A 25,134-nucleotide genomic window follows, 5' to 3' on the forward strand; every position below is an offset into this window, starting at 1 on the left:
AGCGGCCCGCGGCAAACACCGCGGGCCTGCATTTCGCTCGTTCTTGTGGCGCGCGGCCGGGTTCGCGTCGCCGCTCAGGCGCCGCCGAACACTTCGCGCAAATCGACCTGCCCTTGCGCGGGCCGGTCCAGCATCTTCAGTTCGACATGCTGCAGGTGGTGCGCCATCAGCGTCACCGCCCGCTTCGGATCGCCCGCCTCCAGCGCGGCGAGGATCTCGTCGTGGTCGTCGCACGAACACGGGCTGCGCCCGTGCGACTCGTACAGCGCCGACATCAGCGTCGAGCGTGCGACGAGCCCTTCGAGGCACTCGCTGAGCGTCGCATTGCCCATCAGCGTGGCGAGCGCCGTATGGAATTCGCCCGACAGGCGGATCCAGGCCGCGAAGTCGTGCCGCTCGAACGCCTTGCGTTCCTTCTCGATCAGCGACGCGACGCCCTTCAGCCGCTTCGCGCCGGGCCCGGTCGCCAGCCGCTCGACCACGGCGAGCTCGATGATCCGGCGCATCTCGAACACCTCGTGCACGTCCTGCAGCGTCGGGCTCGCAACGAACGCGCCGCGGTTCGGCTCGAGATCGACCAGCTTGTCGGTCGCGAGCTGTGCGAGCGCCTGGCGGATCGTCCCGCGCTTCACGCTGAATACGTCGCAGAGCTGCGCCTCCGTCAGCTTCGCGCCGGGCGCGAGCCGATGCTCGAGGATCGCCGTGCGGATCCGCTCGGCGATCGCTTCGGGACTGGCGGCACCGGACAGGTGGGATTCGGGCTCGTTCATGATCGGCATCGTGTGATGATCCTCATCCTAGGGCGGACATAAAGATTGTCAACAATTCTTTTCCGGCATTGCGCACAATCGGCGTGCATCGATGCGACCCTGTTCGGTGCACGATGCGCAGAATCCATGCATGACAAGGCTTAGACGTAAGACAGAGGCGCTTCTCGTCGTATACCCTTCAGGCCATTTTGTTGACAAAACTGGTGCAAGATCTGGCATCGACCCCGCTGGCGTCGATGAAAATACTTGACCGTTAGTTGCGCGTCTACGTAAAGAAAAAGGCGGGAAACCCGCCTTTCGACCGACTGCGCCCGCGTCAACCGAGGTGCGGATAGTCCGACAAGGTGAGGCGGAAACCGTGCGCGTTCGCGACCAGTTGCGCCTGCGCGCCGAACGGCAGCGTCAACAGATCGGGCACGTGGCCGAACTGGAGCCCCGTCACGACCGGGATCCCGATCACCGCACGCATCTGGTCGATCATCGCCTGCATGTCGTAGCCGTTGTCGTACTCGAACGGCCGAGCGCCGGTGAACTGGCCGAGCACGAGCGCCTGCTGGCGCGCGAGCAGCCCCGACAGGTGCAATTGATAGATCATCCGTTCGATCCGGAACGGCTGTTCGTTGACGTCTTCGATGAACAGGATGCCGCCTTCGATGTCGGGCATGTACGGCGTGCCGACGAGCGACGTGAGGATCGCGAGGTTGCCGCCCCACAGCGTGCCCGTCACATCCACGCTCTGCACCTGCGGCGCTTCGGTAATGATCGTCGTACCCGGCTGCGTGAGCGTCTGCCAGAAGTGCTGCATCGTGAAATCGCTCGGCGTTTCCGCGCCGAAGTCGGCAGACAGCATCGGGCCGCCGAACGTCTTGATGCGCGCCTTCGCGTACAGCGCGAGCTGGAGCGCCGTGAAATCGCTGTGACCGACGAGCGCGACCGGCTGGTCACGCAGCCTGCGTTCGAGCCCGCGATAGTCGAGCCCGTGCAGGATGCGTGCGGCGCCGTAGCCGCCGCGCACCGCGAGCGCGATGTCCGGCAGCGGCCGCTCGGGATCGGCAAGTCGGTTCAGGTCGCCTGCCCGCTCGCCGTCGGTGCCGCCGAACCGCTGGAAGCGCCGCTGCGTCGCTTCGATGTTCTCGATGCGATGCTGCGCGGTGCTCAGGCGCTCGAGCGCGCGATTGATCGCGTCCGGGTCGTGCGGATAGCCGGATGGCGCAAGCAGGCGGATGGTGTAGGACGCGGCGGGCTGGAAGGACATGGCGAAGAGAGGTGGGGTCGTCAAACCTGCTTAGAGGGTCCGAACGGTCGCCGGTTCACGGAACCGAGCGCGCCCGGCTCGCACCGAGCGACGGGCGCGGCGGGCGCGCCTATGACGCGCCGGATTCGGCATCGCGGGCCAGCCGCGCTTCGCGCAGCGCGCGGCGGCGCTCGGCGAAGAACGACTTCAGCGCGGCGCCGCACTCGTCGGCGAGCACGCCGCCGGTCACTTCGGTATGGTGGTTCAGCTGAGGATTCGCGAAAGCGTCGATCACACTGCCGCACGCGCCCGTCTTCGGATCGGCGGCGCCGTAGACGACCCGCGCGATGCGCGCATGCATGATCGCGCCCGCGCACATCAGGCACGGCTCGAGCGTCACGTACAGTTCGCAGCCGGGCATCCGGTAATTCTGCAGATGCTGCGCGGCCATGCGCAGCGCGGCCATTTCCGCATGGGCCGACGGGTCGTGCCCGCCGATCGGATGGTTGAAGCCGCGCGCGATCACTTCGTCGCCACGCACGAGCACCGCGCCGACCGGCACTTCACCGGCCGCGCGCGCCTCTTCGGCGGCAGCCTGCGCAAGACGCATGAAATGCAGGTCGCGCGCCGATACGGGCGCTGCTTCGGGAACGGGAGAATCGGCGGCGGGTTCGGACGCCGGGGCGGCTGCCGAGCGGGCTGCATCGTGCAGCGCGTCGGACGTCACATCGGCCCCGCTTCGGCGGGCGCTTCGTCGAGCCCGCGCTCGCACAGGCGCTCCGCGATGCGCCGGCAGTAGTCGCGCGGCATCACCATCGGGCCGCCGCGCAGCGATTCGAGCGCCATGTCGAGTGCGAGGATCTTCGCCTGCAGCCGGCACCGCGCGGCACGGTCGCTGACCGCCTGCACTTCGTCATGCAGGTTGCGCAGCGCGCGCAATTGCTCGACGGCCGGCGGCACGAAGCCCGCATTCTTCAGGATACGGTTGGCCACCCGCACCTCCTCGGGCACGAGCAGGTCGTCATCCAGCGCCTGCGGCGCGCCGGTACCCGGCAAATCGTCGAACTCGCCCCGCGCGGCGGCGGCGGCAATACGTTGTTCGACCAGGGCGTCAAGCAATCTCATCAGTCAATCGGAACAATGCGGCAGGCCGAATTCTAGCAGGGTGACGCGGGTATGACAGGCCCTTCGAATATATGCTCGATATTGTATTTTTAGGGGCCGAATCGCAGCGCATGCGCGCCGATCGGTCTCTTTTGCCGCTCTGCTGCGCCGCAGCGGGCCGCGAGCCGTTCTGACACCCGCCAACCCGCACGGTGTCGGGCCGTGATTTTTTCGTCGGCAACGCGAATCATGCCGCGCCGCCTACACGAATCTGCGCATCCGTGAACCGGCCGCACTCGCGGCCGCCCGTTGAGGAACCAGCCATGCCCCATGCCCCGCACGACATCTTCCAGCGCAGCAGCGCACCCGTCACGATCGACGAGACCCGGTGCATCGCCGACAAGGGCTGCACCGTCTGCGTCGACGTGTGCCCGCTCGACCTGCTCGCGATCGACGTGACCAAAGGCAAGGCCCATATGCAGTTCGACGAATGCTGGTACTGCCTGCCGTGCGAGCGCGATTGCCCGACCGGCGCAGTCAAGGTCGACATCCCTTACCTGCTGCGGTGACCGCGGCCCTCGACGCTCTCTCCCGTCGCCCATGACCGACTCCTCCTTCGCTGCCGCGCGCACCCGCCTCCGACGAAGCTGCGCTCGTCGCCCGTCTCGCCGCGCCCGATGCCTGCGCGCGCCGCGTCGCGTTGTTCGAACTCGCCGATCTCGAGGCCCCCGGATTCGTGCCCGCTTTCATCGCCGCGCTGCGCGACGATCCGTCGGCCGACGTGCGCGGCGAAGCCGCCCGCGTGCTCGGCGACGGTCATGCCCGTGGCATCTATCCGTGGCCCTATCTGGCGGACATGACGGCGCGGCCGTGACGTGGCTCGCGCGGGTGCTCGGGCGAAAAAGCGGGCGTACGCAAACGCTGCGATACTGACGCCCACGATCGTCTCCACCCACCGTGGGAGCCAGAACATGCAAACCGCAGTCGGATTCATCGGCCTCGGCGTGATGGGCACGCCGATGGCGCTCAATCTCGCGCGGGCCGGCACGCCACTCGTCGTGTGGAGCCGGTCGCACGGCAGCGACGATGCGCTGCGGCACGCCGGCGCACGCGTGGCCGAGCACATCGACGACGTGTTCGCGGCCTGCAGCACCGTGATCCTGATGCTCGCGAACGACGCGGCGATCGACGCCGTCCTCGCGCGCGGCACGCCCGGTTTCGCTGCCCGTGTCGGCGGACACACCATCGTGAACATGGGCACGAACGCACCCGAGTATTCGCGCTCACTGGCCGATGACATCGCTGCCGCGTCGGGCCGCTACGTCGAGGCACCCGTGTCGGGGTCGCGCAAGCCGGCCGAAGCCGGTCAACTCGTCGTGATGCTTGCCGGCGCACCGGACGACGTCGACGCCGTCCGCGCGCTCGTGAGGCCGCTGTGCCGCGACAGCTTCGTGTGCGGCGACGTGCCGTCGGCGCTGACGATGAAACTCGCCGTGAACCTGTTCCTGATCACGATGGTCACCGGCCTGACCGAAGCCACACATTTCGCGCAACGCCACGGCATCGATCTCGCCCGCTTCGCCGATGTGCTGAACGCGGGCCCGATGGCAAGCGACGTGTCGCGCGTGAAACTCGGCAAACTCGTCGCGGCCGATTTTTCGGTGCAGGCCGCGATCACCGACGTGCTGAAGAATGCACGCCTCGTCGCCGAATCCGCCCGCGGCATCGGCATCGCGTCGCCGCTGCTCGACATCTGCCATGCGCTGTACGGCGAGACCGAGCGGGCCGGACATGGCGCGCACGACATGGTCGCCGTGATCCGCGCGATCGAGCAGCGCACCGACGACGCACGATGAATCGTCGCCGGCCGCCCCACACACTCGAACGCTTCTGCACGTAGCAACTCATGTCCGATTCTCCCCGCCCGCCGACCGGCGTCACCGCTTCCGTCCGCGCGGTTCCCGCCGTGATCGGCATCGTCCTGCGGGAACGCGACGTGCTGCTGGTACGCCGCGCCAATTCGCCCGATGCGGGCTGCTGGGGGTTTCCCGGCGGCAAGATCGAGGCGGGGGAATCGATTGCGCACGCGGTCGTGCGCGAGATCGCCGAAGAAACCACCGTCGATGTCGAAGCGCTCGACGCCTTTACCGCGCTGGATGCGTTCGATTACGATGCTGACGGCGACGTGCGTCAGCATTTCGTGATGGTCGCGGTGCTGAGCAGATGGTTGCGCGGTACGCCTGCTGCCGGCGACGATGCACTCGACGCGCGCTGGTTCGATCTCGCCGAACTCGACCGCGATGACTTGCCGATGAGCGCGGGCGTTCGCGACGTCGCACGCCGCGCGATCGAGCGTGCGGCGGACCTTGGCGGCGCGCAACGTCCAGCCAATGCCTGAAATACCTGAAAGCATCGCCGTCTTTCACGCAGCCCTTGCGAGTGGCCCGATCGGAGCCACGGCAGTGCCGGTTACCCGCCGAACTTCCAATGACAAATCAAAGCTGGGCCAAACCATGATCAGAATTCGCCAGTCCACCCAGGCCGACGGCGCACGCGTGCTGGATATCTGGCGCAACGCGGTCGACGCCACGCACCGCTTCCTCAGCGACGACGATCGTCGCACGATCGAATCCGAAGTCGTCGCGTTCCTGCCCGGTGCACCGCTCGATCTCGCCGTCGATGAAGGCGGCCGCGCGATCGGCTTCATGCTGCTCGACGGCAGTCACATGGAGGCGCTGTTCGTCGATCCCGCGCACCATGGCGCGGGCGTCGGGCGCCTGCTCGTCGAAGATGCGCTCAAGCGTCATCCCGACCTGTCGACCGACGTCAACGAACAGAACGAATCGGCAGCGGGATTCTATGAACGGCTCGGCTTCGAGCGCACCGGGCGATCGGCGCTCGATGGACAAGGGCGAGCCTATCCGCTGATTCACCTGCGCTACCGCGCGGCACCGCTGTCCTCGCCGCCGCGCGCATAACAGTGGCTGGCGCGGGATATCGCGCCGCCTGCCACGTCATGCACGCCGGGCATGCGAACGCGGCTGCCCGATATCGAGCCCGGCCACGCGTGCAACACGCGCGCGTGACACGTCATGTGCGACGCATCGGCAGCACGCGTTCGACCATTGCAGCCGCGCGCTGCATGAACCCGTTGAACCGGTCGGCATCGCGCCGCAGCCCGGCCTGTTGTCCGCCGATCAGGCACAGGTGCACGGCCTGCCCGACGATCTCCGCCTCGCCCGGCGTACGCACCAGCCCGCGTGACGTCTCGATCGCAAACGCGAGCCGCGCCGCATCCACGCGCTGCTGGAATTGCGCGACCAGCGGATCGTGCAGCGCCCATGCGCGGATCGCGATTTCGCGCCCCGGCCGCTTTTCGGCGGCAATGCGCAGATAGCGCGCCAGCGTGTCGCCGGCACCGTGGCCGCCCGCCGCATACGCAAGCATGCGAGCGGTGTAGTCGTCCTCCCACGCGGTCAGCAAGGTCCTGACGAAGTCCTCGCGATTGCGGAAGTGGTGATAGAACGATCCGCGGGTCACGTTCAGCCGGCGCGCGAGGCTCTCGGCCGAAATGCCCGCGTACCCTTCCCCGTCGAGGGCATCGAAGCCCGCTGCAATCCAGTCGTTACGCGTCAGTGTGCTCATCGTCATCGCCATACAGGCTGTGTATGGTGCGGCATGGACAGATAGGCTGCGAACTCTATCACGGCCGCCGCCGCTCCCGGCAGCGCGCCACGACGCATGGAGTCCGCCTTGAAAGACATTGCGCTCGTCGCCTTCGACCGGTTCACCGACATCGACCTGTTCCTGACGTGGGACATTCTCGGCCGCAACAACAAGGACTGGCGCGTCCGGATTCTGGGCGCGACGCCGGTGCTGCGGTCCGCGCATGGCCTGGCGATCCCGACGCACGGTCCGCTCGCCGACGCCAATCACGCCGACGCGGTGCTCTTTTCGAGCGGCAAGGAAGGCGTACCGGCCGCACTGGCCCATCCCGATTTCCTGCCGTCGTTCGATCTCGATCCCGAGCGCCAGCGTGTCGGGTCGATCTGCGGCGGGGCCTTCATTCTCGAGCAGCTCGGGCTGCTGCCGGCGCGCCGCGCCACGACGCATCCCGACGCGCGGAAGAGTTTGCAGACGCTCGGGCTGGACGTGCGTGACCAGCCGCTCGTGTGCCATCGCAACGTCGCGACCGCGGGTGGGTGCCTGGCGTCGCTCTATCTGACGGGATGGCTGGTGGAATCAATGTTCGATGCGGACAAGCGGCGCGAGACGCTCCGGCCTGTGCTGCCCGCCGGGCAACGGGAAATTTATGAAGACCTGATCGAGTTCAGCATCAGGCAGGGTGCGGGACAGGCTGCGGGCACGATCCGGATGGTCGAAGGCGAAAACGGGCTTGCGGCATGACACGCGGGCCAATCAGCTGCCGATCGTCGGCGGCCAGCACCGTGTTGCATCGTCGCGCGTCCTGCCGAGCCAATGGCGAATCGTGACGAATTGGCGGGCAGTCCGGATCATCGACCGGGTCGGCGTTCGCCGCAAGGATGGCCGTTTCTCGAGTTGAACGAGTCTGTCGCGGGCTGGAGATGCTAACCTCTCGGCCACTCTAACGACACCGCGTGAAGCAACAGGATTCGACCATGCAAACCGTTGCGGTACTGGACTTCGAAACAACCGGACTTTCGCCGAATATGGGCGACCGTGCGACCGAAATCGCCGTCATCCTGCTCCGGGACGGACAAATCGTCGACCGTTTCCAGAGCCTGATGAATGCCGGCAGGCGCATACCGTCCGATGTCGTTGCGCTGACCGGCATCTCGAACGAGATGATCGCATCGGCGCCGCCGGCGTCGAAAGTCATGAAGGAAGCCGCGGCGTTCGTCGGCAAGCATGCGGTCGTCGCTCACAACGCCGGTTTCGACAAACGGTTCTGGCAGGCGGAACTCGGGCTTCTTGGCGTGTCGGCCGAGCATGCCTTTGCGTGCACGATGCTCGTGGCGCGACGCATCTACCCGGACGCCCAGAGTCACCGCCTGTCGAACCTGGTGGATATGCTACGGCTGCCGAAATCGGGCCGGGCGCATCGGGCGATGGTCGATGCCGAGATGGCCAGCCATCTGTGGTGCCGGCTGCAGCAGGACATTGCGCGGACCTACGGACTGGGTCGCATCGATCACGCGCTCATGACACGTGTGCAGGCAACGGCGAAGGCGAAGGTGCCGATGTACTTGCGTTCGCTCGTGGGCTCGCACGCGTGAGAATCCGGGGCGCGATGGCCCCGGCTTGCGCAATCCGTCAACGAAAAACGGCTTGGCAGCCTGCCAAGCCGTTTTCTTGCCGCAACAGTCATCCGGTTGATGCCGTCGTGACCTGCTCCGACGCTGACCAGCCGGGTCGCGACTTGGCTTTCGAACTAATCAAGGCCGATAAGAAGGACCTTGAGGGTACCGCCGTGGTTGAGGTCTCCCAGATAGGCCACGACCTTCTGCTTCTGTCCAAGCGCTGTGAGTGCGTTTCCGATCTGGATCAGCAACGCCGTATTCGAGGCATTCACTGCAAACGAATTCCCGCCCTCGTTATTGAGCATGAAGCAGAGTACCGTGATTGTCCCAATAGCCCAGTTGGATTGACTCAACGTCTACGTGTTTCAAATCGTCCGCCTACTCCGCGAACTTCTGAATTTCGCTGAAATTTTCGTTCGACATGACAATTTCTCCTGCTGTGAGTTGAAAAACCGAGAACCAGGGCCGTATAGGTCGAATCTGGCTCGCGCGAGTCACGCATCGACAACGTTCATCACAACCTCCGCGGCGGCTTGGGTCAGCCATCCGCGAAGCGCACCTGCCGGGAAGAAATTAGGCTGAGCGCGCGGAGCAATCAATTACACTCGATTACAGTCGCGGTGAAACTGGGCGGGGTAGCCGCATCGCGTTTACCGACTTCTCTGCCAGGCGGTCTCGCTACGCAGCCCGCGGACGCTGTTTCAAATCCGCGCCTTTTGCGCTGCAACTGATTGCAGGCACCGCTCGAGTACGGCACGGTGCAATTGATGAGCAAAGCCGCTGGTTGGACGAGTGCGGAAATAGAAGCACCCCCGACGCCTCATGGCGCACGAATGCTCGGGTGTGTTCCAGTCGATGAAACGCGAAATCCGCGCGATGTTCCAATCGGGCGGTGGCGCCCATCGGGCCAAAAACAAAAAAGCCCGCTGTGAGGCGGGCTTTGATGTGTTCTGCTGTCAGGTCGTACTGGTACGTGCCGGACGGCCGATCACTCCCACTCGATCGTCGCCGGCGGCTTCCCCGAGATGTCATACACCACACGGTTGATCCCGCGCACCTCGTTGATGATCCGGTTCGACGCGCGGCCGAGCAGCGCGTACGGCAGGTGCGCCCAGTGTGCGGTCATGAAGTCGGTCGTCTGCACCGCGCGCAGCGACGTCACGTAATCGTACGTGCGGCCATCGCCCATCACGCCCACCGACTTGACCGGCAGGAACACCGCGAAAGCCTGGCTCGTCAGGTCGTACCAGCTCTTGCCGACATCGGATTCACCGCACAGGCCGGCAGCCGCATCGTGCGCGGTCGCGGTCGTGTTGCGCAGTTCCTCGATGAAGATCGCGTCCGCGCGGCGCAGCAGATCCGCGAACTCGCGCTTCACTTCGCCGAGAATCCGCACGCCGAGGCCCGGGCCCGGGAACGGATGGCGGTACACCATCTCCGGCGGCAGGCCGAGCGCGACGCCCAGTTCGCGCACTTCGTCCTTGAACAGGTCGCGCAGCGGCTCGAGCAGTTTCAGGCCGAGCGTTTCCGGCAGGCCGCCGACGTTGTGGTGGCTCTTGATCGTCGTCGCCTTCTTCGTCTTCGTGCCGCCCGATTCGACCACGTCCGGGTAGATCGTGCCCTGCGCGAGCCACTTCGCCTTCGACAGCTTCTTCGCCTCGGCCTGGAACACCTCGACGAACTCGCGGCCGATGATCTTGCGCTTCGCTTCCGGATCGGTCACGCCGGCCAGGTGGCCGAGGAACTGTTCGGACGCGTCGACGTGCACGACCTTCGCATGCAGGCGGCCCTCGAACATGTCGAGCACCATCTTGCCTTCGTTCAGGCGCAGCAGACCGTGGTCGACGAACACGCAGGTGAGCTGGTCGCCGATCGCGCGATGGATCAGCGCAGCGGCAACGCTCGAATCGACGCCGCCCGACAGACCGAGAATCACTTCCTCGTCACCGACCTGCTCGCGGATCTTCGCGACGGCTTCCTCGATGTGGTTGCTCATGATCCAGTCGGGCTTCGCGCCTGCGATCTGCAGCACGAAGCGCTCGATGATCTGGCGGCCCTTCACCGTGTGCGTGACTTCCGGATGGAACTGCACCGCGTAGTAGCCGCGCGCCTCGTCGGCCATGCCGGCGATCGGGCAGCTCGGCGTCGACGCCATCAGCGCAAAGCCCGGCGGCAGCTCGGCAACCTTGTCGCCGTGGCTCATCCAGACCTTCAGCATCCCGTGGCCTTCGTCCGTCTTGAAATCCTCGATGCCGTCGAGCAGGCGCGTGTGGCCGTGCGCGCGCATTTCCGCGTAACCGAATTCGCGGTGGTCGCTCCACTCGACCTTGCCGCCGAGCTGCACGGCCATCGTCTGCATGCCGTAGCAGATGCCGAGCACCGGCACGCCGAGATCCCACACGGCCTGCGGCGCGCGCAGCTGATGGTCTTCGTACGTGCTCGCGTGGCTGCCCGACAGGATCACCGCCTTCGGCGCGAACTCGCGGACGAAGTCGTCGGACACATCGTTCGGATGGATTTCGCAGTAGACGTGCGCTTCGCGCACGCGCCGCGCAATCAGTTGGGTGACTTGCGAACCGAAGTCGAGAATCAGGATTTTGTCGTGCATGGCTGCGGACGGGATGAAGAGAATAAGAAAGGCAGCGCATCATTTTCATCATGCGCTGCGTCAATAGCATGGACTACGGCGTCGGGCGGAAGGCGGCACGCTCGACGCATGGCCGGTCAATCCTGCATCGGCGGGCGCTCGTCGAGTGCGACGCCGCCCGAAGATGATTGGCCGGATGCGGCCGGCGAAGGTGCCGCTGGCGCCGCGGGACGGCTGACGACAGGTTCGACGCGCTGCGGTGCGGACGACGACGCCGACGCCATCGCCGTCCCGGCCGGACGCTGCGCCGGCGCGCGCGCCTCGAGCGCCTGCGCCTTTTCGCGCCGACGCACGGCCGATGCGAGCCGCACGCCGCCGAGGCCGAGCACGATCAATGCGACACCGGCCACGGCCGACAGCACCCTGCCGGCGGCCGCGAGCGCGGGACCGCTGCCGGTGCCGATCGACCAGACGATCGTCAGCGCGCCGGTCAGCCAGTACACATGGCCGACCGCTCGCGCGACCGGCGCCGTGAGATCGCCGTTGAACGCTGCATGAAACGCGAGCCACGCGAGCCCGAGCAGCGCGATGCCGAACGCCTGGCCGAGCATCGCCGGCTGGACGTTCGCGAGCTGCAGCGCGTTGAAGAGCGACTGCCAGGGCGTCAGCACGAACAGCACGCCGAACGCCAGCAACAACACGGCATCGATGATCAGCACGGCTCGCAGCAGCGGTTTCATCGGCGATCAGTCCACGTGGTAGTTCGGCGCTTCCTTCGTGATCTGCACGTCGTGCACGTGCGACTCGCGCATGCCCGCCGCGGTGATCTGGACGAATTCGGCCTTGTCGTGCAGTTCGTCGATCGTGCGGCAGCCGCAGTAGCCCATGCTGGCGCGCACACCGCCGACCAGCTGGAACAGGATCGCGTTGACCGAGCCCTTGTATGCGACACGGCCTTCGATGCCTTCCGGCACGAGCTTGTCGATGTTCGCCGAGTTGTCCTGGAAGTAGCGGTCTGCCGCGCCGTCCTTCATCGCACCGACGGAACCCATGCCGCGATACGACTTGTACTGGCGGCCCTGGTACAGGAACACGTCGCCCGGCGCCTCTTCGGTGCCCGCGAACATGCTGCCCATCATCACCGCGTTCGCGCCGGCCGCGAGGGCCTTCGACACGTCGCCCGAGAAGCGCACGCCGCCGTCGGCGATGCACGGCACGCCCGTGCCCTTCAGCGCTTCCGCGACGTTCGCGATCGCGCTGATCTGCGGCACGCCGACACCGGCGACGATCCGCGTCGTGCAGATCGAGCCCGGGCCGATACCGACCTTGACCGCATCTGCGCCGTATTCGACGAGCGCCTTCGCGGCGGCGGCCGTCGCGATGTTGCCGCCGATCACTTCGACGTGCGGGAAGTTCTGCTTGACCCAGCGAACGCGCTCGAGCACGCCCTTGCTGTGGCCGTGCGCGGTATCGACGACGATCACGTCGACGCCGGCCTGCACCAGCAGCTCGACGCGCTCTTCGTTGTCGGGACCGACGCCGACTGCCGCGCCGGCGCGCAGCTTGCCGTGTTCGTCCTTGCACGCGTCCGGGTGCTCGGTCTGCTTCGTGATGTCCTTGACGGTCATCAGGCCGCGCAGTTCGAACGCGTCGTTGACGACCAGCACGCGCTCGAGGCGGTGGCTGTGCATCAGCGCCTTCGCTTCGGCGAGCGGCGTGCCTTCCTTGACCGTGACGAGCCGCTCGCGCGGCGTCATGATCGACTTGACCGGCTCATCGAGGCGGGTTTCGAAACGCAGGTCGCGGTTCGTGACGATGCCGACGAGCTGCGGGCCTTCGACGACCGGGAAACCCGAGATGCCATGCTGGCGCGACAGCGCGATCACGTCGCGCACCTTCATTTGCGGCGGCACCGTGATCGGGTCGCGGACGACGCCCGATTCGAAACGCTTGACCTTCGCGACCTCGCGGGCCTGTTCGGCCGGCGTCAGGTTCTTGTGGACGATACCGACGCCACCCTGCTGTGCCATCGCGATCGCAAGGCGACCTTCGGTGACCGTGTCCATCGCGGCGGACACGAGCGGCATGTTCAGGGAGATGTTGCGGGTCAGCTTGGTCTTGAGGCTGGTGTCGCGCGGGAGAACGTCGGAGAAGGCAGGAACGAGGAGCACGTCATCGAAAGTGAGTGCTTTTTGGATCAGACGCATGGCAAATCCTATGGGCGCAAAAGCGAATTATACGCGAAGCGCTGCGAATTTTCACAACACGAACAACGGCTTAGCCGGTTTCGGCCGTTCGGGGGCCGAATCGTTCGGATCGCCGTTCGGTTCGTTTTCGATCGCCTTTCGTTTCACCGCCGCATCGAGCCATTCGCGCAACCGGCCGCGAAACGGCCCACCCACCTGTTGCGGACGGGCCACGCGACGGTAGTGACGACGGGGAAGCGCGGCCCGGCAGCACGCCGCACGGGCACGCCTTCCCCGTCCTACAGCAGCCCGGCCGCGCGGACAATCATCGCCGCGCCGCCGCCGATCGCGACCCAGCCGACGATCCGCGCAACCCGCGCGCCGGCCGGCGCAAGGCGCTCGGCGGCGATCGCAACCGTCACGGCCGCCATCACGCGCAGGTCCATCATGCCGGCGGCCAGCGCGACCGCCATCAGGTTCCCGCAACACATCCCGCATCGCATGGCCGTTCGCACGCCGTGCCGCCATGCCGCACCGGCCGCCGCGCGCGGCGGCGACACACCGGTCGCGGCGTGCCGGCAGCACGCCAGCCGGCGCGCCTTCCATCCGGAGAATTGCAGCACACCTGCAGCCAATGCGACCGAGCCAGCCGCGAACGGCATCGCACCGGCAAGCGCCGGCAGCTTTGCGGCGGCGCCCGTCAGTGCGGCGCCGGCCGGAAACACGAGCGCTCCCACCGCCATCCACACCGCGAAATACCCGGCACCCGCGACGACGACGAGCCCGGCCGAACGTACCGCCGAGTGCAGACCGACGCACTGCCGGTATCGCCAGAGCACCGGCGCCAGCACGGGCAGCATCATCGTCACCGTCATCGTGCCCCACATGCCGGCGAACTCCGCGAACGCACGGCCGGCGCCCCATCCGCACGGTCGCTGCCATGCCGCCGACGTCATCGTCCAGCCGCCGGACACGGGAGCGCCGCCCATCGCGGCCATCGACGCGTACTGCGCCACGGTCGCCATCGCGGCGACGGCGAACACCGCCACGAGCGCCACCGCGAAGGCCCGCTGATCGGGCCCCGGCGCGCCGGCCGCCGGCTGCGTCATCGCCCGCCCCCGCCCGTCGCCGGCGCGCTCAGCCGCGTGCGTACTCGTCATGGCGGCGCCACCACGGGCCGGTCTCGTTGCGCCCGCGCGGCGCGCGATCGAGCCACGGGTACATCCCCCACAGCCCGTCGAGCCCGCGCGCATAGGTCGAGTACGTGTGATAGACGATGCCGTCCTCGCGCACGAACGCGCTCATCCCCGGCCGGTCGAGCGAATACGTGACCGCGTCGGTGCCGCATGTCGCCGCGAACTGCACGACGGGTGCCGGCGGCGGATCCCTGTCCATCGCGTGGCCGGCCCGCGCGTAGTTGTACTCGACGTCGCCGGCGCGCTGCTGCGCTTCGGTGAACGACACGTTGAAGTCGAAGTTGAAATCGCTGCCGATCGACGATGCCCACGGGAAGCGCCACCCCATCCGCTGCCGGTACGCGCGCAGTTTCGCGAGCGGCGCGCGCGACACGGCGGCGAGCGTCACGTCGTGGTTCGCCAGATGCACGGCGAAGCCGTCGAAACCGTCGGCGATCGACGAGCACGACGGACAGCCGGCCTTGTAGTCGGGGCCGAACATGAAGTGATAGACGAGCAGTTGCGAACGGCCGAGAAACAGGTCGTCGAGTGTTGCCTGCCCGTCCTCGGTGTCGAACCGGTAGGTCTTGTCGACGCGCACCCAGGGCAGTGCCTGGCGCCGCCGCGCGAGTTCGTCGCTTTGCCGCGTCAGCGCCTTTTCCGCGTCGAGCAGCGCGCGGCGCGCGGCCAGCCATTCGTCGCGGGTTCCGGTGAGATGGGTCGTCATGGCGGGTTTCTCCTTCCGATGGGTATCCAGGCACGGCATCCGGTGCCGTGTGCGTGGTGCTAGATTAGTGACGGGCATCGAACCGAAGGGAGTGACAAGTGTGTCGGGATTCGGATGGATTCGCTGATCACGGCGGCCGCGCGCGCACTCGCGGCCGGTGACGCGCTCGGCGCGCTGAATCGCGTCGCGCTGCGCGACGATGCGCCGGCGCTCGCACTGCGCGGGATCGCAATGGCGCAGCTCGGCGATTTCGAACGCGCGCGCGCACTCGTGCGCGGCGCCGCTCGTGCGTTCGGCCCGAAGGAGGCCGTGGCGCGTGCGCGCTGCGTCGTCGCGGAAGCGGAGATCGCACTCGCGTCGCGCGACCTGCGCTGGCCGACGCGCGCGCTCGATGCCGCGTGCGCGACGCTCGACGCGCACGGCGACCGCGCAAACGCCGCGCATGCACGCTATCTCGGCGTGCGCCGGCTACTGCTGATCGGCCAGCTCGACGATGCCGAGCGGATGCTCGCGAATCTCGATCCCGCGCCACTGCCGGCTGCATCGCGCGCCGCCCATGAGCTGATCGCGGCCGGCATCGCGATGCGCCGCATCCGCACGCACGCGGCGCGCGCTGCGCTCACCCGGGCACGCGCAGCGGCCCGCGACGCCGGCATCGCCGCGCTGACGGCCGAGGTCGACACTGCGGCACGCGTGCTCGACGCACCGGCCGCGCGCCTCATCACGCGCGGCACATCGCGGCTCGTGCAACTCGACGAAGTGGAGGCGCTGTTCGCATCGAACGCGCTCGTCGTCGACGCGTGCCGCCACACGGTGCGCGACGCGCGCACGACCGTGTCGCTTGCGCGACGGCCCGTGCTGTTCATGCTCGCCCGCGCGCTCGGTGAAGCGTGGCCGGCCGACGTGTCGCGCAACGCGCTCGTCGCTGCCGCGTTCCGCGCAAAACACGCGGACGAATCGCATCGCGCACGCCTGCGTGTCGAGATCGGCCGGCTGCGCGCGCTGCTGCGGCCGCTCGCGAACGTCATCGCAACCCCGTGTGGCTTCGCGCTCGAACCACTCGGCATACGCGAGACCGTCGTCCTGGCGCGCCCGGTCGACGATCGCCACGCGGCCGTGCTCGCGCTCCTCGCCGATGGCGAAGCCTGGTCGAGCTCCGCACTGGCGCTGGCCCTGCGCGCGAGCCAGCGCACCGTGCAGCGCGCGCTCGACGCGCTCGCCGAAGCAGACAAGGTCCAGGCGCTCGGCCGCGGCCGCGCCCGCCGCTGGATGACGCCGCCGCTGCCCGGTTTCGCGACGACCTTGTTACTCCCTGCCCCGCTGCCGGACGATTAGGATGGCCTCACCGAACGACGAGGTGACGAACATGAAACGCTCCCGTGCAGACATCCTTCGCGAATACGGCCCGTTTCCGGGCGTCGACAGCGTACACGGCGTCACGTACGACGGGCAGTACGTGTGGTACGCGTGCGGCGACAAGCTGAATGCGCTCGACCCGGAGCGCGGCACGACCGTGCGCTCGATCGCCGTCGCCGCGCATGCGGGCACGGCGTTCGACGGCCGCCACCTGTACCAGATCGTCGAGAACCGCATCGAGAAGATCGATCCCGGATCGGGCCGCGTGCTCGCAACGATCCCCGCCCCCGGCAATGGCCTCGATTCGGGGCTGGCTTGGGCCGAAGGCACGCTGTGGGTCGGCCAGTACCGCGAACGCAAGATCCATCAGGTGGATCCGCAGTCGGGCGCCGTGCTGCGCACGATCGAATCGAACCGCTTCGTCACCGGCGTGACGTGGGTCGACGGCGAGCTGTGGCACGGCACCTGGGAAGCCGACCAGGCCGACCTGCGGCACATCGATCCGCACTCGGGCCAGGTGCTCGAGCAGATTGACATGCCGGCCGGCGTCGGCGTATCGGGGCTCGAATCCGACGGCCACGACCGCTTCTACTGCGGCGGCGGCAACAGCGGCACGCTGCGCACCGTGCGTCGGCCCGCGCGGGCGCGGACGTCGGGCAACAACGCGGGCGCAACGCCCGACCCTGCTGACGAATGATCCACCGCCTGCCTTGATCGCTCCCGGGCGCGGCACGCCTGCGCCCCGCCCTGCGCCGAGTGCAGGAATGAACAAGACGACGCAACGACCGCGTCGCTAAGATGCGCGCTCGTCAGTCATGTGTTCGGAGCGGTCGATGCAGCGCGGTGTGGTCTATGGTGTTCTGGCAGGGGCCCTGTGGGGCATGGTGTTTCTCGTTCCGCGGCTGCTGACAGACTTCTCGCCGCTGCTGCTGAGCGCCGGCCGCTACGCGATGTACGGCCTCGTATCGCTCGCGGCCGCGCTGCCGGCCGCCCGCTCGTTGCTCGCGCGGCTGACCCGCGAGGATCTCGCCGCGCTGGTCAGGCTCGCCGTCGTCGGCAACGTCGCGTACTACATGCTGCTGTCAGGCGCCGTGCACCTGATCGGCATCGCGCCCAGTTCGCTGATCGTCGGCGTGCTGCCCGTCACGGTCACGCTCGCGGGCCTCGGCGACCACGGCGCCGTGCCGCTGCGGCGGCTCGCCGCCCCGCTCGCGCTGGTGATCGCAGGCATCGTCTGCATCAACGTCGACCTGTTCACGTCCGAGGCCGCGCATGCGACGACGCTCGGCCAGAAGCTCGCGGGCATCGCCTGCGCGGCCGGCGCGCTCGCGAGCTGGACCTGGTATGCGGTCGCGAACGCACGCTATCTGCAGCGCCATCATCATTTCGGCGGCAACGAGTGGTCGGTGCTGTGGGGCGTCGTGACGGGCCTGATCGGCGGGCTCGTCGGGATCGCGATCCTCGCGCTGCCGGCCGGCACCGTGCAGGCGGCGGTCCCGGCGTCGCGCTGGCAGTTGTTCTGGCTGCTGAACCTCGTGCTCGCGATCGGCGCATCGTGGCTCGGCAACGGGCTGTGGAATGCCGCGTCGAAACGGCTTCCGCTCACGCTGTCCGGCCAGCTGATCGTGTTCGAAACCGTGTTCGCGATGCTTTACGCATTCGTGTACGACCAGCGGATGCCGCATGCGCTCGAGATCGCCGCGCTGGCGCTGCTGCTCGCAGGCGTCTACGGATCGGTGCGGCAGCATGGCAACAGGCCCGCCGGCGGCGATACGTCGGGAAGCCCGCCGGCAAGCGCAAACGCCGCGGCCCACTGAGCGCCACGGCGTTTGATCAGACGATTCGGGGCGAAAGCCGCGAATCGGCCCGCGTCAGCGCGCGTCCTTGTGCATCCACTTGCGGCCCTCGATGGAGCCTTCGCGACGCGACTTGTCGACGCGCCGCTGGCGCGCGAGCTTCGGATCGACGATCAACGGGCGGTAGATCTCGACGCGGTCGTGGTCGGCGAGCGGCGCGTCGAGCGGCGCAAGCTTGCCGTACACGCCCGTCTTCGCGTTCGCGAGATCGATTTCCGGGTGCAGCGCGAGCACGCCGCTCGCATCGATCGCGGAACGAACGGTCGCCCCTTCCGGCAGCGACAGCGGAATCAGCGTCTGGCGATCCGGCAGCGCGTAGCAGACTTCAATCGACAGCATCGCGTCACCCCTTTCCGTAGCGCTGGTCGGCGCGCTTCACGAACGAATCGACGAACGTGTTCGCGATATGGCTGAACACGGGCCCAATGATCTTCTCGAGCAGGATGCTCGAGAACTCGTAGTGCAGCGCGAATTCGATCTTGCACGCATCGGCACGCAGTGCCGTGAAGCGCCACGAGCCCGTGAACTTCTTGAACGGGCCGTCCGTGAACTCCATGTCGATCCGCGTCGGACGCTGCTGCGTGTTGCGCGTCGCGAAATGCTGCTTGATACCCTTGAAGTTGATGTCGATGCGCGCTTCCATCCCGCTATCGTCCTGACGGCGAATCTCGACGCCGCCGCACCAGGGCAGGAAATTGGGGTAGTCGGCCACGTCGGTGACGAGGTCGAACATCTGTTCCGCCGAATGACGGATCAATACTGTTTTCTGGACATCTGCCATAAATCGCGCGGCATCGCTTAAGGTGAGAAAGCAAGCCGGACGATTCTCGCCCCGCTTTGCTAAAATCGTGATTTTAAACGAGTTGGCCCAATCCATTCATGAGCATCATCGACAACAGGAAGGCGCACTTCGATTATCACATCGAGGAACGCTACGAGGCGGGGCTCGTGCTGGAGGGCTGGGAAGTCAAGGCGCTGCGCGCCGGGCGCGGCCAGATCAGGGAAGGTTACGTCGTGATCAAGCACGCCGAGATCTTCCTGATCGGTACCCATATCAGCCCGCTGCCCGAGGCTTCGACCCACATCACACCCGACCCGGTTCGCACGCGCAAGCTGCTGCTGCACCGCGAGGAAATCAAGAAACTGATCGGCAAGGTCGAGCAGCGCGGCTACACGCTCGTGCCGCTGAACTTCCATTACAAGGGGGGGCGCGTGAAGTGCGACATCGCGCTCGCGAAGGGCAAGAAGCTGCACGACAAGCGCGAAACCGAGAAAAAGCGCGACTGGGAACGCGAAAAGGCACGCATCATGCGCGCCGGCACCTGACCCGCGCGACACGCATCACAAACGACACGGCCCGCTCGAAGCGGGCCGTGTTGCTTTGGGTGAGGTGTCTTGCATGCCGGCCGCCCGGCAGTGGCCGGATCGGCACGCCGGGCGCCACCCCGCCCGTTTCGACTGAAGAAAGGGTCCGCCTACGGGACCGCACGGGCATCATCCGCGCCCCGGTTGCGCGACGATTCGCCGCACGCGGCGACCTCCTGCGCACCGCGCAGGTCCGACTCAGGCCTTTCCGCCCGAAGCCGCCGCCGCGCTCTTGACGATCGTCAGTGCTGACGAGATCGCGGTGCCGAGATCCGACAGATTCGCCGGCACGATCAGCGTATTGCCCTGTTTCGCGAGATTCGAGAAGGCGCTGACATACTGCTCGGCAACCTTCAGGTTCACCGCGTCCATCCCGCCCTGCGATTGCATCGCGTTCGCGATCTTCTGGATCGCCTGCGCGTTCGCCTCGGCCACCGCCAGAATCGCAGCGGCCTCGCCCTGCGCCTGGTTGATCGCGGCCTGCCGCTCGCCTTCGGATTTCTGGATCGCCGCTTCGCGCGCGCCCGACGCGAGGTTGATCTGCTCCTGCTTGCGGCCTTCGGATGCGGCGATCAGCGCGCGCTTTTCACGCTCCGCGGTGATCTGCGCCTGCATTGCATGCAGGATTTCCTTCGGCGGCGTCAGGTCCTTGATCTCGTAGCGCAACACCTTCACGCCCCAGTTCGCAGCGGCCTCGTCGAGCGCCGACACGATGCTGTGGTTGATGAAGTCGCGCTCCTCGAAAGTCTTGTCGAGCTCCAGCTTGCCGATCACCGAGCGCAGCATCGTCTGCGACAACTGCGTGATCGCAAGCACGAAGTTGCTCGACCCGTACGACGCCTTCATCGGGTCCATCACCTGGAAATACAGCACGCCGTCGACTTGCAGCTGCGTGTTGTCGCGCGTGATGCAGATCTGGCTCGGCACGTCGAGCGGGATTTCCTTGAGCACATGCCGGTACGCGATGCGATCGACGAACGGCAGCACGATATTGAGACCGGGCGACAGCGTTGCGTGATAACGACCGAAGCGCTCGAGCACCCACGCATGTTGCTGCGGCACGATCTTGACCGTCTTCGACACGATCACGATCGCGATGACGAGCAGGACAACCCAGATGATCAGCGAATCCATGAAGTATTCCCTCCTTGTTGTATCGGCGGACGATCAGCCCGCGGGTTTCGCCACGACCACGAGACAGCTGCCGCGCACGGCGCTTACCTGATACACGTGCGCATCGTCGCGCTCGCCGTTCGCAAGCTCGACGTCCCAGTCGGCCCCGCGATACTGCACACGCGCGCGGCCGTCGCGCCACGCGTCGACCGTGACGGTCGCGCCGATATCGAGATTGACGTCGGGATTCGTCGACGTGTCGCGCTTCTGCTTGCGGCCGAGCCCCGAACGGCGCAGCACGATCATCGCGACGATCGCGACCACGGCCGCCGCGCCGAATTGCACGTGCGGCGCGAAACCGGCCAGTTGCAGCAAACCGCCCGCGAGAAAGCCGAGCGCGATCATCAGCAGGTAGAACGTGCCCGTCAGCAACTCGGCCACGACCAGCACACCCACCGCGACCCACCAGAACAGATGCCCCGACATCATTGTGGTCTCCAGAAAAACATCCCCGCGCTCACCGGCGTTGCATGGAACCAGAATAAGCGTTGGCGCGCGACTCCGGCGCGGCATGCCCGCTGCCCCCCCGACGGGGCGGTCGGCACGCTTGGGGCGGCCCGGGGTTACCGACAAACAAAAACACCCCGGTGCCTACCGGGGTGTTTATAGCATGAACCTTGCATTTTGCCTTCGACGAAAGCACGATGCCGCCGCGCTTTCGCCGATGGTGCGTTACCGGCCGTTACTTCCGGTTGGCAAGCGCCTGCCACGTATCGATGATCGTGTCGGGGTTCAGCGAGATCGACACGATGCCTTCGTCCGTCAGCCATTGCGCGAAGTCCGGATGATCGGACGGGCCCTGGCCGCAGATGCCGACATACTTGCCCATCTTGCGGCAGGTATCGATCGCGCGCTTCAGCAGGAACTTGACGGCCGGGTCGCGTTCGTCGAAGTCGACAGCCAGCAGTTCCATGCCCGAATCGCGGTCGAGGCCCAGCGTGAGCTGCGTGAGGTCGTTCGACCCGATCGAGAACCCGTCGAAGAACTGCAGGAAATCTTCGGCGAGGATCGCGTTGGTCGGGACTTCGCACATCATCACGAGGCGCAGGCCGTTTTCGCCGCGCTTCAGGCCGAACTTCTCGAGCAGGCCGACGACGCGCTCCGCCTGCTTCACAGTACGCACGAACGGCACCATGATCTCGACGTTGGTCAGGCCCATCTCGTCGCGCACGCGCTTCAGTGCACGACACTCCATCTCGAACGCCTGCGCGAAGTCTTCAGCGATGTAACGCGACGCGCCGCGGAAGCCCAGCATCGGGTTTTCCTCGTCCGGCTCGTAACGCGAACCGCCGATCAGCTTCTTGTACTCGTTCGACTTGAAGTCGGACAGACGCACGATCACGGGCTTCGGATAGAACGCCGCCGCGATCGTCGCGACACCTTCCGTCAGCTTGTCGACGTAGAACTGACGCGGCGATGCGTGACCGCGCGCGACGCTCTCGACGGCCTTCTTCAGGTCCTGGTCGATGTTCGGGTACTCGAGGATCGCCTTCGGGTGAACGCCGATGTTGTTGTTGATGATGAACTCGAGACGCGCGAGGCCCACGCCGGCGTTCGGCAACTGCGAGAAGTCGAACGCGAGCTGCGGGTTGCCGACGTTCATCATGATCTTGACCGGGATTTCCGGCAGTTCGCCGCGCTGCACTTCGGTGACTTCCGTCTCGAGCAGGCCGTCGTAGATCTTGCCTTCGTCGCCTTCCGCGCACGACACGGTGACGAGCGCGCCGTCCTTCAGGATGTCGGTTGCATCGCCGCAGCCGACGACTGCCGGCACGCCGAGTTCGCGCGCGATGATCGCCGCGTGGCAGGTCCGGCCGCCACGGTTCGTGACGATCGCGGCTGCACGCTTCATCACCGGCTCCCAGTTCGGGTCGGTCATGTCGGCGACCAGCACGTCGCCCGGCTGCACGCGTTCCATTTCCGACGGATCCTGGATCACGCGCACGGGGCCCGCGCCGATCTTCTGGCCGATCGCACGACCCGTCGCGAGCACCTGCGACTGGCCCTTCAGCTTGAAGCGCTGCTCGGCCTTGCCGGTCGCCTGGCTCTTCACGGTTTCCGGGCGTGCCTGCAGGATGAAGATCTTGCCGTCGCGGCCGTCCTTGCCCCACTCGATGTCCATCGGACGCTGGTAATGCTTCTCGATGATGACCGCGTACTTCGCCAGCTCGACCACGTCTTCGTCGGTGATCGAGTAGCGGTTGCGCTGCTCGTGCGGCACGTCGACCGTCTTCACGCGGCCCGGCTCGCCCGGCTGCGTGAATTCCATCTTGATCAGCTTCGAGCCGATCGAACGGCGGATGATCGGGTACTTGTCCTGCGCGAGCGTCGTCTTGAACACATAGAACTCGTCCGGGTTCACTGCGCCCTGCACGACGGTTTCACCCAGGCCATAGCTCGACGTGATGAACACGGCGTCCTTGAAGCCCGATTCGGTGTCGATCGTGAACATCACGCCGGCCGCGCCGACGTCCGAGCGAACCATGCGCTGCACGCCGGCCGACAGAGCGACTTCCGCGTGCGTGAAACCCTTGTGCACGCGATACGAGATCGCGCGGTCGTTGTACAGCGACGCGAACACGTGCTTCATGCGGTCGAGCACGTCATCGATGCCGACGACGTTCAGGTACGACTCCTGCTGGCCGGCGAACGATGCGTCGGGCAGGTCTTCCGCGGTGGCGGACGAACGCACGGCGAACGACAGCTCGCCCGGCGAGCTGTTCGTCAGGATTTCGAACTGCTCGCGGATTTCCTGTTCGAGACGTGCCTGCATCGGCGCATCGACGATCCACTTGCGGATTTCGGCACCGGCTTCGGCGAGCGCCTTCACGTCGTCGATGTCGAGCGACTCGAGACGCTTGGCGATGCGGTCGGTAAGGTCGTTGTGCTTGAGAAAATCGCGGAACGCGAGCGCGGTCGTGGCAAAACCGGTGGGTACGCGAACGCCTGCTTCGGAAAGCTGGCTGATCATTTCGCCAAGCGACGCATTCTTGCCGCCGACGATCTCCACATCGGTCATCCGCAACTGCTCGAACGGAATTACATACGCCTGGTCCTTTGCGACATTTGCTGCGTTAGTCATACAAGCCCCTAAGTGTGAAAAAAATGCTCGATTGCGCAAGTGGGCTTGGACGCGGGCGCTTGCAAAAAAGCGCGGCGCGTCTTGCGCAACCTGTTAGATAAACAATCGCAGCAGCGGGAAATCTTCCGACCCGATTTACAAAAATCCCGGCAGAAGGACGATATTTGCAGACAAATCGCCAAACTTGCCGGGAATTTTTGAATCAAGCGGCGAAGCCTGAGGCGCCGTTCGCGCCCTGCCCCCGCAATTGCTTATCCAACAGGTTGCCGCTATTCTACCGTGCCGGCTGCCGGATGTGGCGCGACCTTGTCACTGCGTCTGGAGGCGGACCTCCAGCCGCCCGCGCAACCGCCCTTCACGTTCGACGCCCAGATTCATGCTGCCTACCGTATTCATCGTCTCCGACGGCACCGGGATCACTGCCGAAACCTTCGCGCATTCGATCCTCTCCCAGTTCGACCAGAAATTCCGCCTCGTGCGCGTGCCGTTCGTCGACTCGCTCGACAAGGCCTATGCGACCGTCGAGAAGATCAACGAGGCCGCCGTGCACGACGGCCGCCGCGCGATCGTGTTCACGACGCTTGTCGACAGCGAGTCGAACGACATCGTCAAGCGCTCGAACGCACTCGTGCTCGACATGTTCCAGCGCTTCGTCGAACCGCTCGAGCAGGAACTGGAGCTCAAGTCGAGCCACGCGATGGGCCGCGGCCACCAGAACGCCGATACCGAGGAATACAAGACCCGGATCGAGGCGATCAACTTCTCGCTCGCCCACGACGACGGCCAGTCGAACCGCAACCTGTCGGAAGCCGACGTGATCCTCGTCGGCGTGTCGCGCAGCGGCAAGACGCCGACGAGCCTGTATCTCGCGATGCAGTACGGCGTGAAGGCAGCAAACTATCCGCTGATTCCGGAGGATTTCGAGCGCGGCAAGCTGCCGTCGGCGCTGTCGCCCTACAGCGAGAAGCTGTTCGGGCTGTCGATCGACCCGCAGCGCCTGTCCGAGATCCGTAACGAGCGTCGGCCGGGCAGCAAATACGCGGCGCCCGAGAACTGTCGCTACGAGATCAACGAAGCCGAAGCGATGATGCGCCGCGAGGGGATCAAGTGGCTGTCGTCGACGCACAAGTCGATCGAGGAAATCGCGACGACGATCCTGCAGGAAATCCGCCTCGACCGGCAGTCGTACTAAGACTGGCCGCCGCCGGAAACAAAAAGGCCGCGTCGAACGCGGCCT

General features: G+C 66.3%; 27 protein-coding genes and 1 pseudogene. 12 read left to right on the forward strand and 16 right to left on the reverse strand.

Annotation, left to right across the window (positions count from 1 at the left end):
• Positions 1-74: 74 nt before the first annotated feature.
• The 4 genes from HWX36_RS17900 to HWX36_RS17915 all read right to left on the reverse strand — a co-directional run bounded on the left by HWX36_RS17900 (position 75) and on the right by HWX36_RS17915 (position 3,129).
• Positions 75-779 carry a GntR family transcriptional regulator gene (locus HWX36_RS17900; protein WP_175953363.1) on the reverse strand — a complete coding sequence of 235 codons (705 nt, stop codon included), beginning with the start codon at positions 777-779 and terminating at the stop codon, positions 75-77.
• A 307-nt stretch (positions 780-1,086) separates the two neighbouring features.
• Positions 1,087-2,025 (reverse strand): muramoyltetrapeptide carboxypeptidase, encoded by a 939-nt coding sequence (gene ldcA, locus HWX36_RS17905; protein WP_175953364.1) that lies wholly within the window; start codon positions 2,023-2,025, stop codon positions 1,087-1,089.
• A gap of 109 nt (positions 2,026-2,134) precedes the next feature.
• Positions 2,135-2,731 (reverse strand): tRNA adenosine(34) deaminase TadA, encoded by a 597-nt coding sequence (gene tadA, locus HWX36_RS17910; RefSeq protein ID WP_175953365.1) that lies wholly within the window; start codon positions 2,729-2,731, stop codon positions 2,135-2,137.
• Positions 2,728-3,129 (reverse strand): DnaJ family domain-containing protein, encoded by a 402-nt coding sequence (locus HWX36_RS17915; protein ID WP_012328731.1) that lies wholly within the window; start codon positions 3,127-3,129, stop codon positions 2,728-2,730. Before HWX36_RS17915 ends, tadA begins: the two co-directional genes overlap by 4 nt.
• A 302-nt stretch (positions 3,130-3,431) precedes the next feature.
• Here HWX36_RS17915 and HWX36_RS17920 point away from each other — a divergent pair, with 302 nt between their 5' ends.
• The 5 genes and pseudogenes from HWX36_RS17920 (at position 3,432) to HWX36_RS17940 (ending at position 6,086) form a co-directional block, all read left to right on the forward strand.
• The gene (locus tag HWX36_RS17920) at positions 3,432-3,677 is read left to right on the forward strand and encodes a ferredoxin family protein (RefSeq protein ID WP_175953366.1); all 246 of its coding nucleotides are present in this window, start codon (positions 3,432-3,434) and stop codon (positions 3,675-3,677) included.
• Between the two features lie 50 nt (positions 3,678-3,727).
• Positions 3,728-3,916, forward strand: a pseudogene (locus HWX36_RS17925) (HEAT repeat domain-containing protein); the annotation flags it as partial.
• Between the two features lie 163 nt (positions 3,917-4,079).
• The gene (locus HWX36_RS17930; protein ID WP_175953367.1) at positions 4,080-4,964 is read left to right on the forward strand and encodes an NAD(P)-dependent oxidoreductase; all 885 of its coding nucleotides are present in this window, start codon (positions 4,080-4,082) and stop codon (positions 4,962-4,964) included.
• 50 nt (positions 4,965-5,014) lie between these two features.
• Entirely contained in the window at positions 5,015-5,506 is a 492-nt protein-coding gene (locus HWX36_RS17935; protein ID WP_175953368.1) for an NUDIX hydrolase, read from the forward strand.
• 115 nt (positions 5,507-5,621) lie between these two features.
• On the forward strand, positions 5,622-6,086 hold the full coding sequence (locus HWX36_RS17940) for an acetyltransferase (RefSeq protein WP_175953369.1): 465 nt from the start codon (positions 5,622-5,624) through the stop codon (positions 6,084-6,086).
• A 112-nt stretch (positions 6,087-6,198) separates the two neighbouring features.
• Here the strand turns inward: HWX36_RS17940 and HWX36_RS17945 are convergent, their stop codons facing one another.
• A complete protein-coding gene (locus HWX36_RS17945; protein WP_175953370.1) occupies positions 6,199-6,753 on the reverse strand; it encodes a TetR/AcrR family transcriptional regulator in 555 nt (184 codons plus the stop codon).
• A 96-nt stretch (positions 6,754-6,849) separates the two neighbouring features.
• Between HWX36_RS17945 and HWX36_RS17950 the strand changes: the two genes are divergently transcribed.
• Positions 6,850-7,515: a DJ-1/PfpI family protein gene (locus tag HWX36_RS17950; protein ID WP_175953371.1), complete on the forward strand. Its 666-nt coding sequence runs from the start codon at positions 6,850-6,852 to the stop codon at positions 7,513-7,515.
• A gap of 233 nt (positions 7,516-7,748) precedes the next feature.
• A complete protein-coding gene (locus HWX36_RS17955; protein ID WP_175953687.1) occupies positions 7,749-8,366 on the forward strand; it encodes a 3'-5' exonuclease in 618 nt (205 codons plus the stop codon).
• Positions 8,367-8,521: 155 nt separating this feature from the next.
• Here the strand turns inward: HWX36_RS17955 and HWX36_RS17960 are convergent, their stop codons facing one another.
• The 6 genes from HWX36_RS17960 to HWX36_RS17985 form a co-directional block, all read right to left on the reverse strand.
• Positions 8,522-8,695: a hypothetical protein gene (locus tag HWX36_RS17960; RefSeq protein ID WP_175953372.1), complete on the reverse strand. Its 174-nt coding sequence runs from the start codon at positions 8,693-8,695 to the stop codon at positions 8,522-8,524.
• Positions 8,696-9,378: 683 nt separating this feature from the next.
• Complete coding sequence (gene guaA, locus HWX36_RS17965) at positions 9,379-10,998, reverse strand: glutamine-hydrolyzing GMP synthase (protein ID WP_175953373.1); 1,620 nt, start codon at positions 10,996-10,998, stop codon at positions 9,379-9,381.
• 116 nt (positions 10,999-11,114) lie between these two features.
• Positions 11,115-11,717, reverse strand: coding sequence for a hypothetical protein (locus tag HWX36_RS17970; protein ID WP_175953374.1), 603 nt, complete (start codon positions 11,715-11,717; stop codon positions 11,115-11,117).
• A gap of 6 nt (positions 11,718-11,723) precedes the next feature.
• Entirely contained in the window at positions 11,724-13,184 is a 1,461-nt protein-coding gene (gene guaB, locus HWX36_RS17975; RefSeq protein WP_048020927.1) for an IMP dehydrogenase, read from the reverse strand.
• A 278-nt stretch (positions 13,185-13,462) separates the two neighbouring features.
• Complete coding sequence (locus HWX36_RS17980; protein ID WP_175953689.1) at positions 13,463-14,272, reverse strand: DUF2182 domain-containing protein; 810 nt, start codon at positions 14,270-14,272, stop codon at positions 13,463-13,465.
• 28 nt (positions 14,273-14,300) lie between these two features.
• Positions 14,301-15,065: a DUF899 domain-containing protein gene (locus HWX36_RS17985; protein WP_175953375.1), complete on the reverse strand. Its 765-nt coding sequence runs from the start codon at positions 15,063-15,065 to the stop codon at positions 14,301-14,303.
• 114 nt (positions 15,066-15,179) lie between these two features.
• On the opposite strand from HWX36_RS17985, the gene HWX36_RS17990 reads away from it, so the two are divergent.
• From HWX36_RS17990 to HWX36_RS18000, 3 genes are all read left to right on the forward strand, one after another.
• Entirely contained in the window at positions 15,180-16,400 is a 1,221-nt protein-coding gene (locus HWX36_RS17990) for a helix-turn-helix domain-containing protein (RefSeq protein ID WP_175953376.1), read from the forward strand.
• 31 nt (positions 16,401-16,431) lie between these two features.
• The gene (locus HWX36_RS17995) at positions 16,432-17,118 is read left to right on the forward strand and encodes a glutamine cyclotransferase (protein WP_175953377.1); all 687 of its coding nucleotides are present in this window, start codon (positions 16,432-16,434) and stop codon (positions 17,116-17,118) included.
• A gap of 136 nt (positions 17,119-17,254) precedes the next feature.
• Positions 17,255-18,238, forward strand: a complete 984-nt coding sequence (locus tag HWX36_RS18000) for a DMT family transporter (RefSeq protein WP_175953378.1) — start codon at positions 17,255-17,257, stop codon at positions 18,236-18,238.
• 54 nt (positions 18,239-18,292) lie between these two features.
• Here the strand turns inward: HWX36_RS18000 and HWX36_RS18005 are convergent, their stop codons facing one another.
• Both HWX36_RS18005 and HWX36_RS18010 read right to left on the reverse strand, forming a co-directional pair.
• The gene (locus tag HWX36_RS18005) at positions 18,293-18,616 is read right to left on the reverse strand and encodes an RnfH family protein (RefSeq protein WP_175953379.1); all 324 of its coding nucleotides are present in this window, start codon (positions 18,614-18,616) and stop codon (positions 18,293-18,295) included.
• Between the two features lie 4 nt (positions 18,617-18,620).
• Entirely contained in the window at positions 18,621-19,058 is a 438-nt protein-coding gene (locus tag HWX36_RS18010; protein WP_034181130.1) for a type II toxin-antitoxin system RatA family toxin, read from the reverse strand.
• A 98-nt stretch (positions 19,059-19,156) separates the two neighbouring features.
• Here HWX36_RS18010 and smpB point away from each other — a divergent pair, with 98 nt between their 5' ends.
• Positions 19,157-19,603, forward strand: a complete 447-nt coding sequence (gene smpB, locus HWX36_RS18015; protein WP_039342760.1) for an SsrA-binding protein SmpB — start codon at positions 19,157-19,159, stop codon at positions 19,601-19,603.
• Between the two features lie 237 nt (positions 19,604-19,840).
• Here smpB and HWX36_RS18020 read toward each other — a convergent pair whose 3' ends face one another.
• From HWX36_RS18020 to ppsA, 3 genes are all read right to left on the reverse strand, one after another.
• Entirely contained in the window at positions 19,841-20,776 is a 936-nt protein-coding gene (locus HWX36_RS18020) for an SPFH domain-containing protein (RefSeq protein WP_175953380.1), read from the reverse strand.
• A gap of 33 nt (positions 20,777-20,809) precedes the next feature.
• Positions 20,810-21,244 carry an NfeD family protein gene (locus tag HWX36_RS18025; RefSeq protein ID WP_175953381.1) on the reverse strand — a complete coding sequence of 145 codons (435 nt, stop codon included), beginning with the start codon at positions 21,242-21,244 and terminating at the stop codon, positions 20,810-20,812.
• 253 nt (positions 21,245-21,497) lie between these two features.
• The gene (gene ppsA / locus HWX36_RS18030) at positions 21,498-23,897 is read right to left on the reverse strand and encodes a phosphoenolpyruvate synthase (RefSeq protein ID WP_175953382.1); all 2,400 of its coding nucleotides are present in this window, start codon (positions 23,895-23,897) and stop codon (positions 21,498-21,500) included.
• 376 nt (positions 23,898-24,273) lie between these two features.
• Between ppsA and HWX36_RS18035 the strand changes: the two genes are divergently transcribed.
• Complete coding sequence (locus tag HWX36_RS18035; RefSeq protein ID WP_006483812.1) at positions 24,274-25,089, forward strand: pyruvate, water dikinase regulatory protein; 816 nt, start codon at positions 24,274-24,276, stop codon at positions 25,087-25,089.
• The last annotated feature ends 45 nt before the right edge of the window (positions 25,090-25,134 follow it).

The organism is Burkholderia sp. BCC0405 (assembly GCF_902833075.1).
GTDB lineage: Bacteria > Pseudomonadota > Gammaproteobacteria > Burkholderiales > Burkholderiaceae > Burkholderia.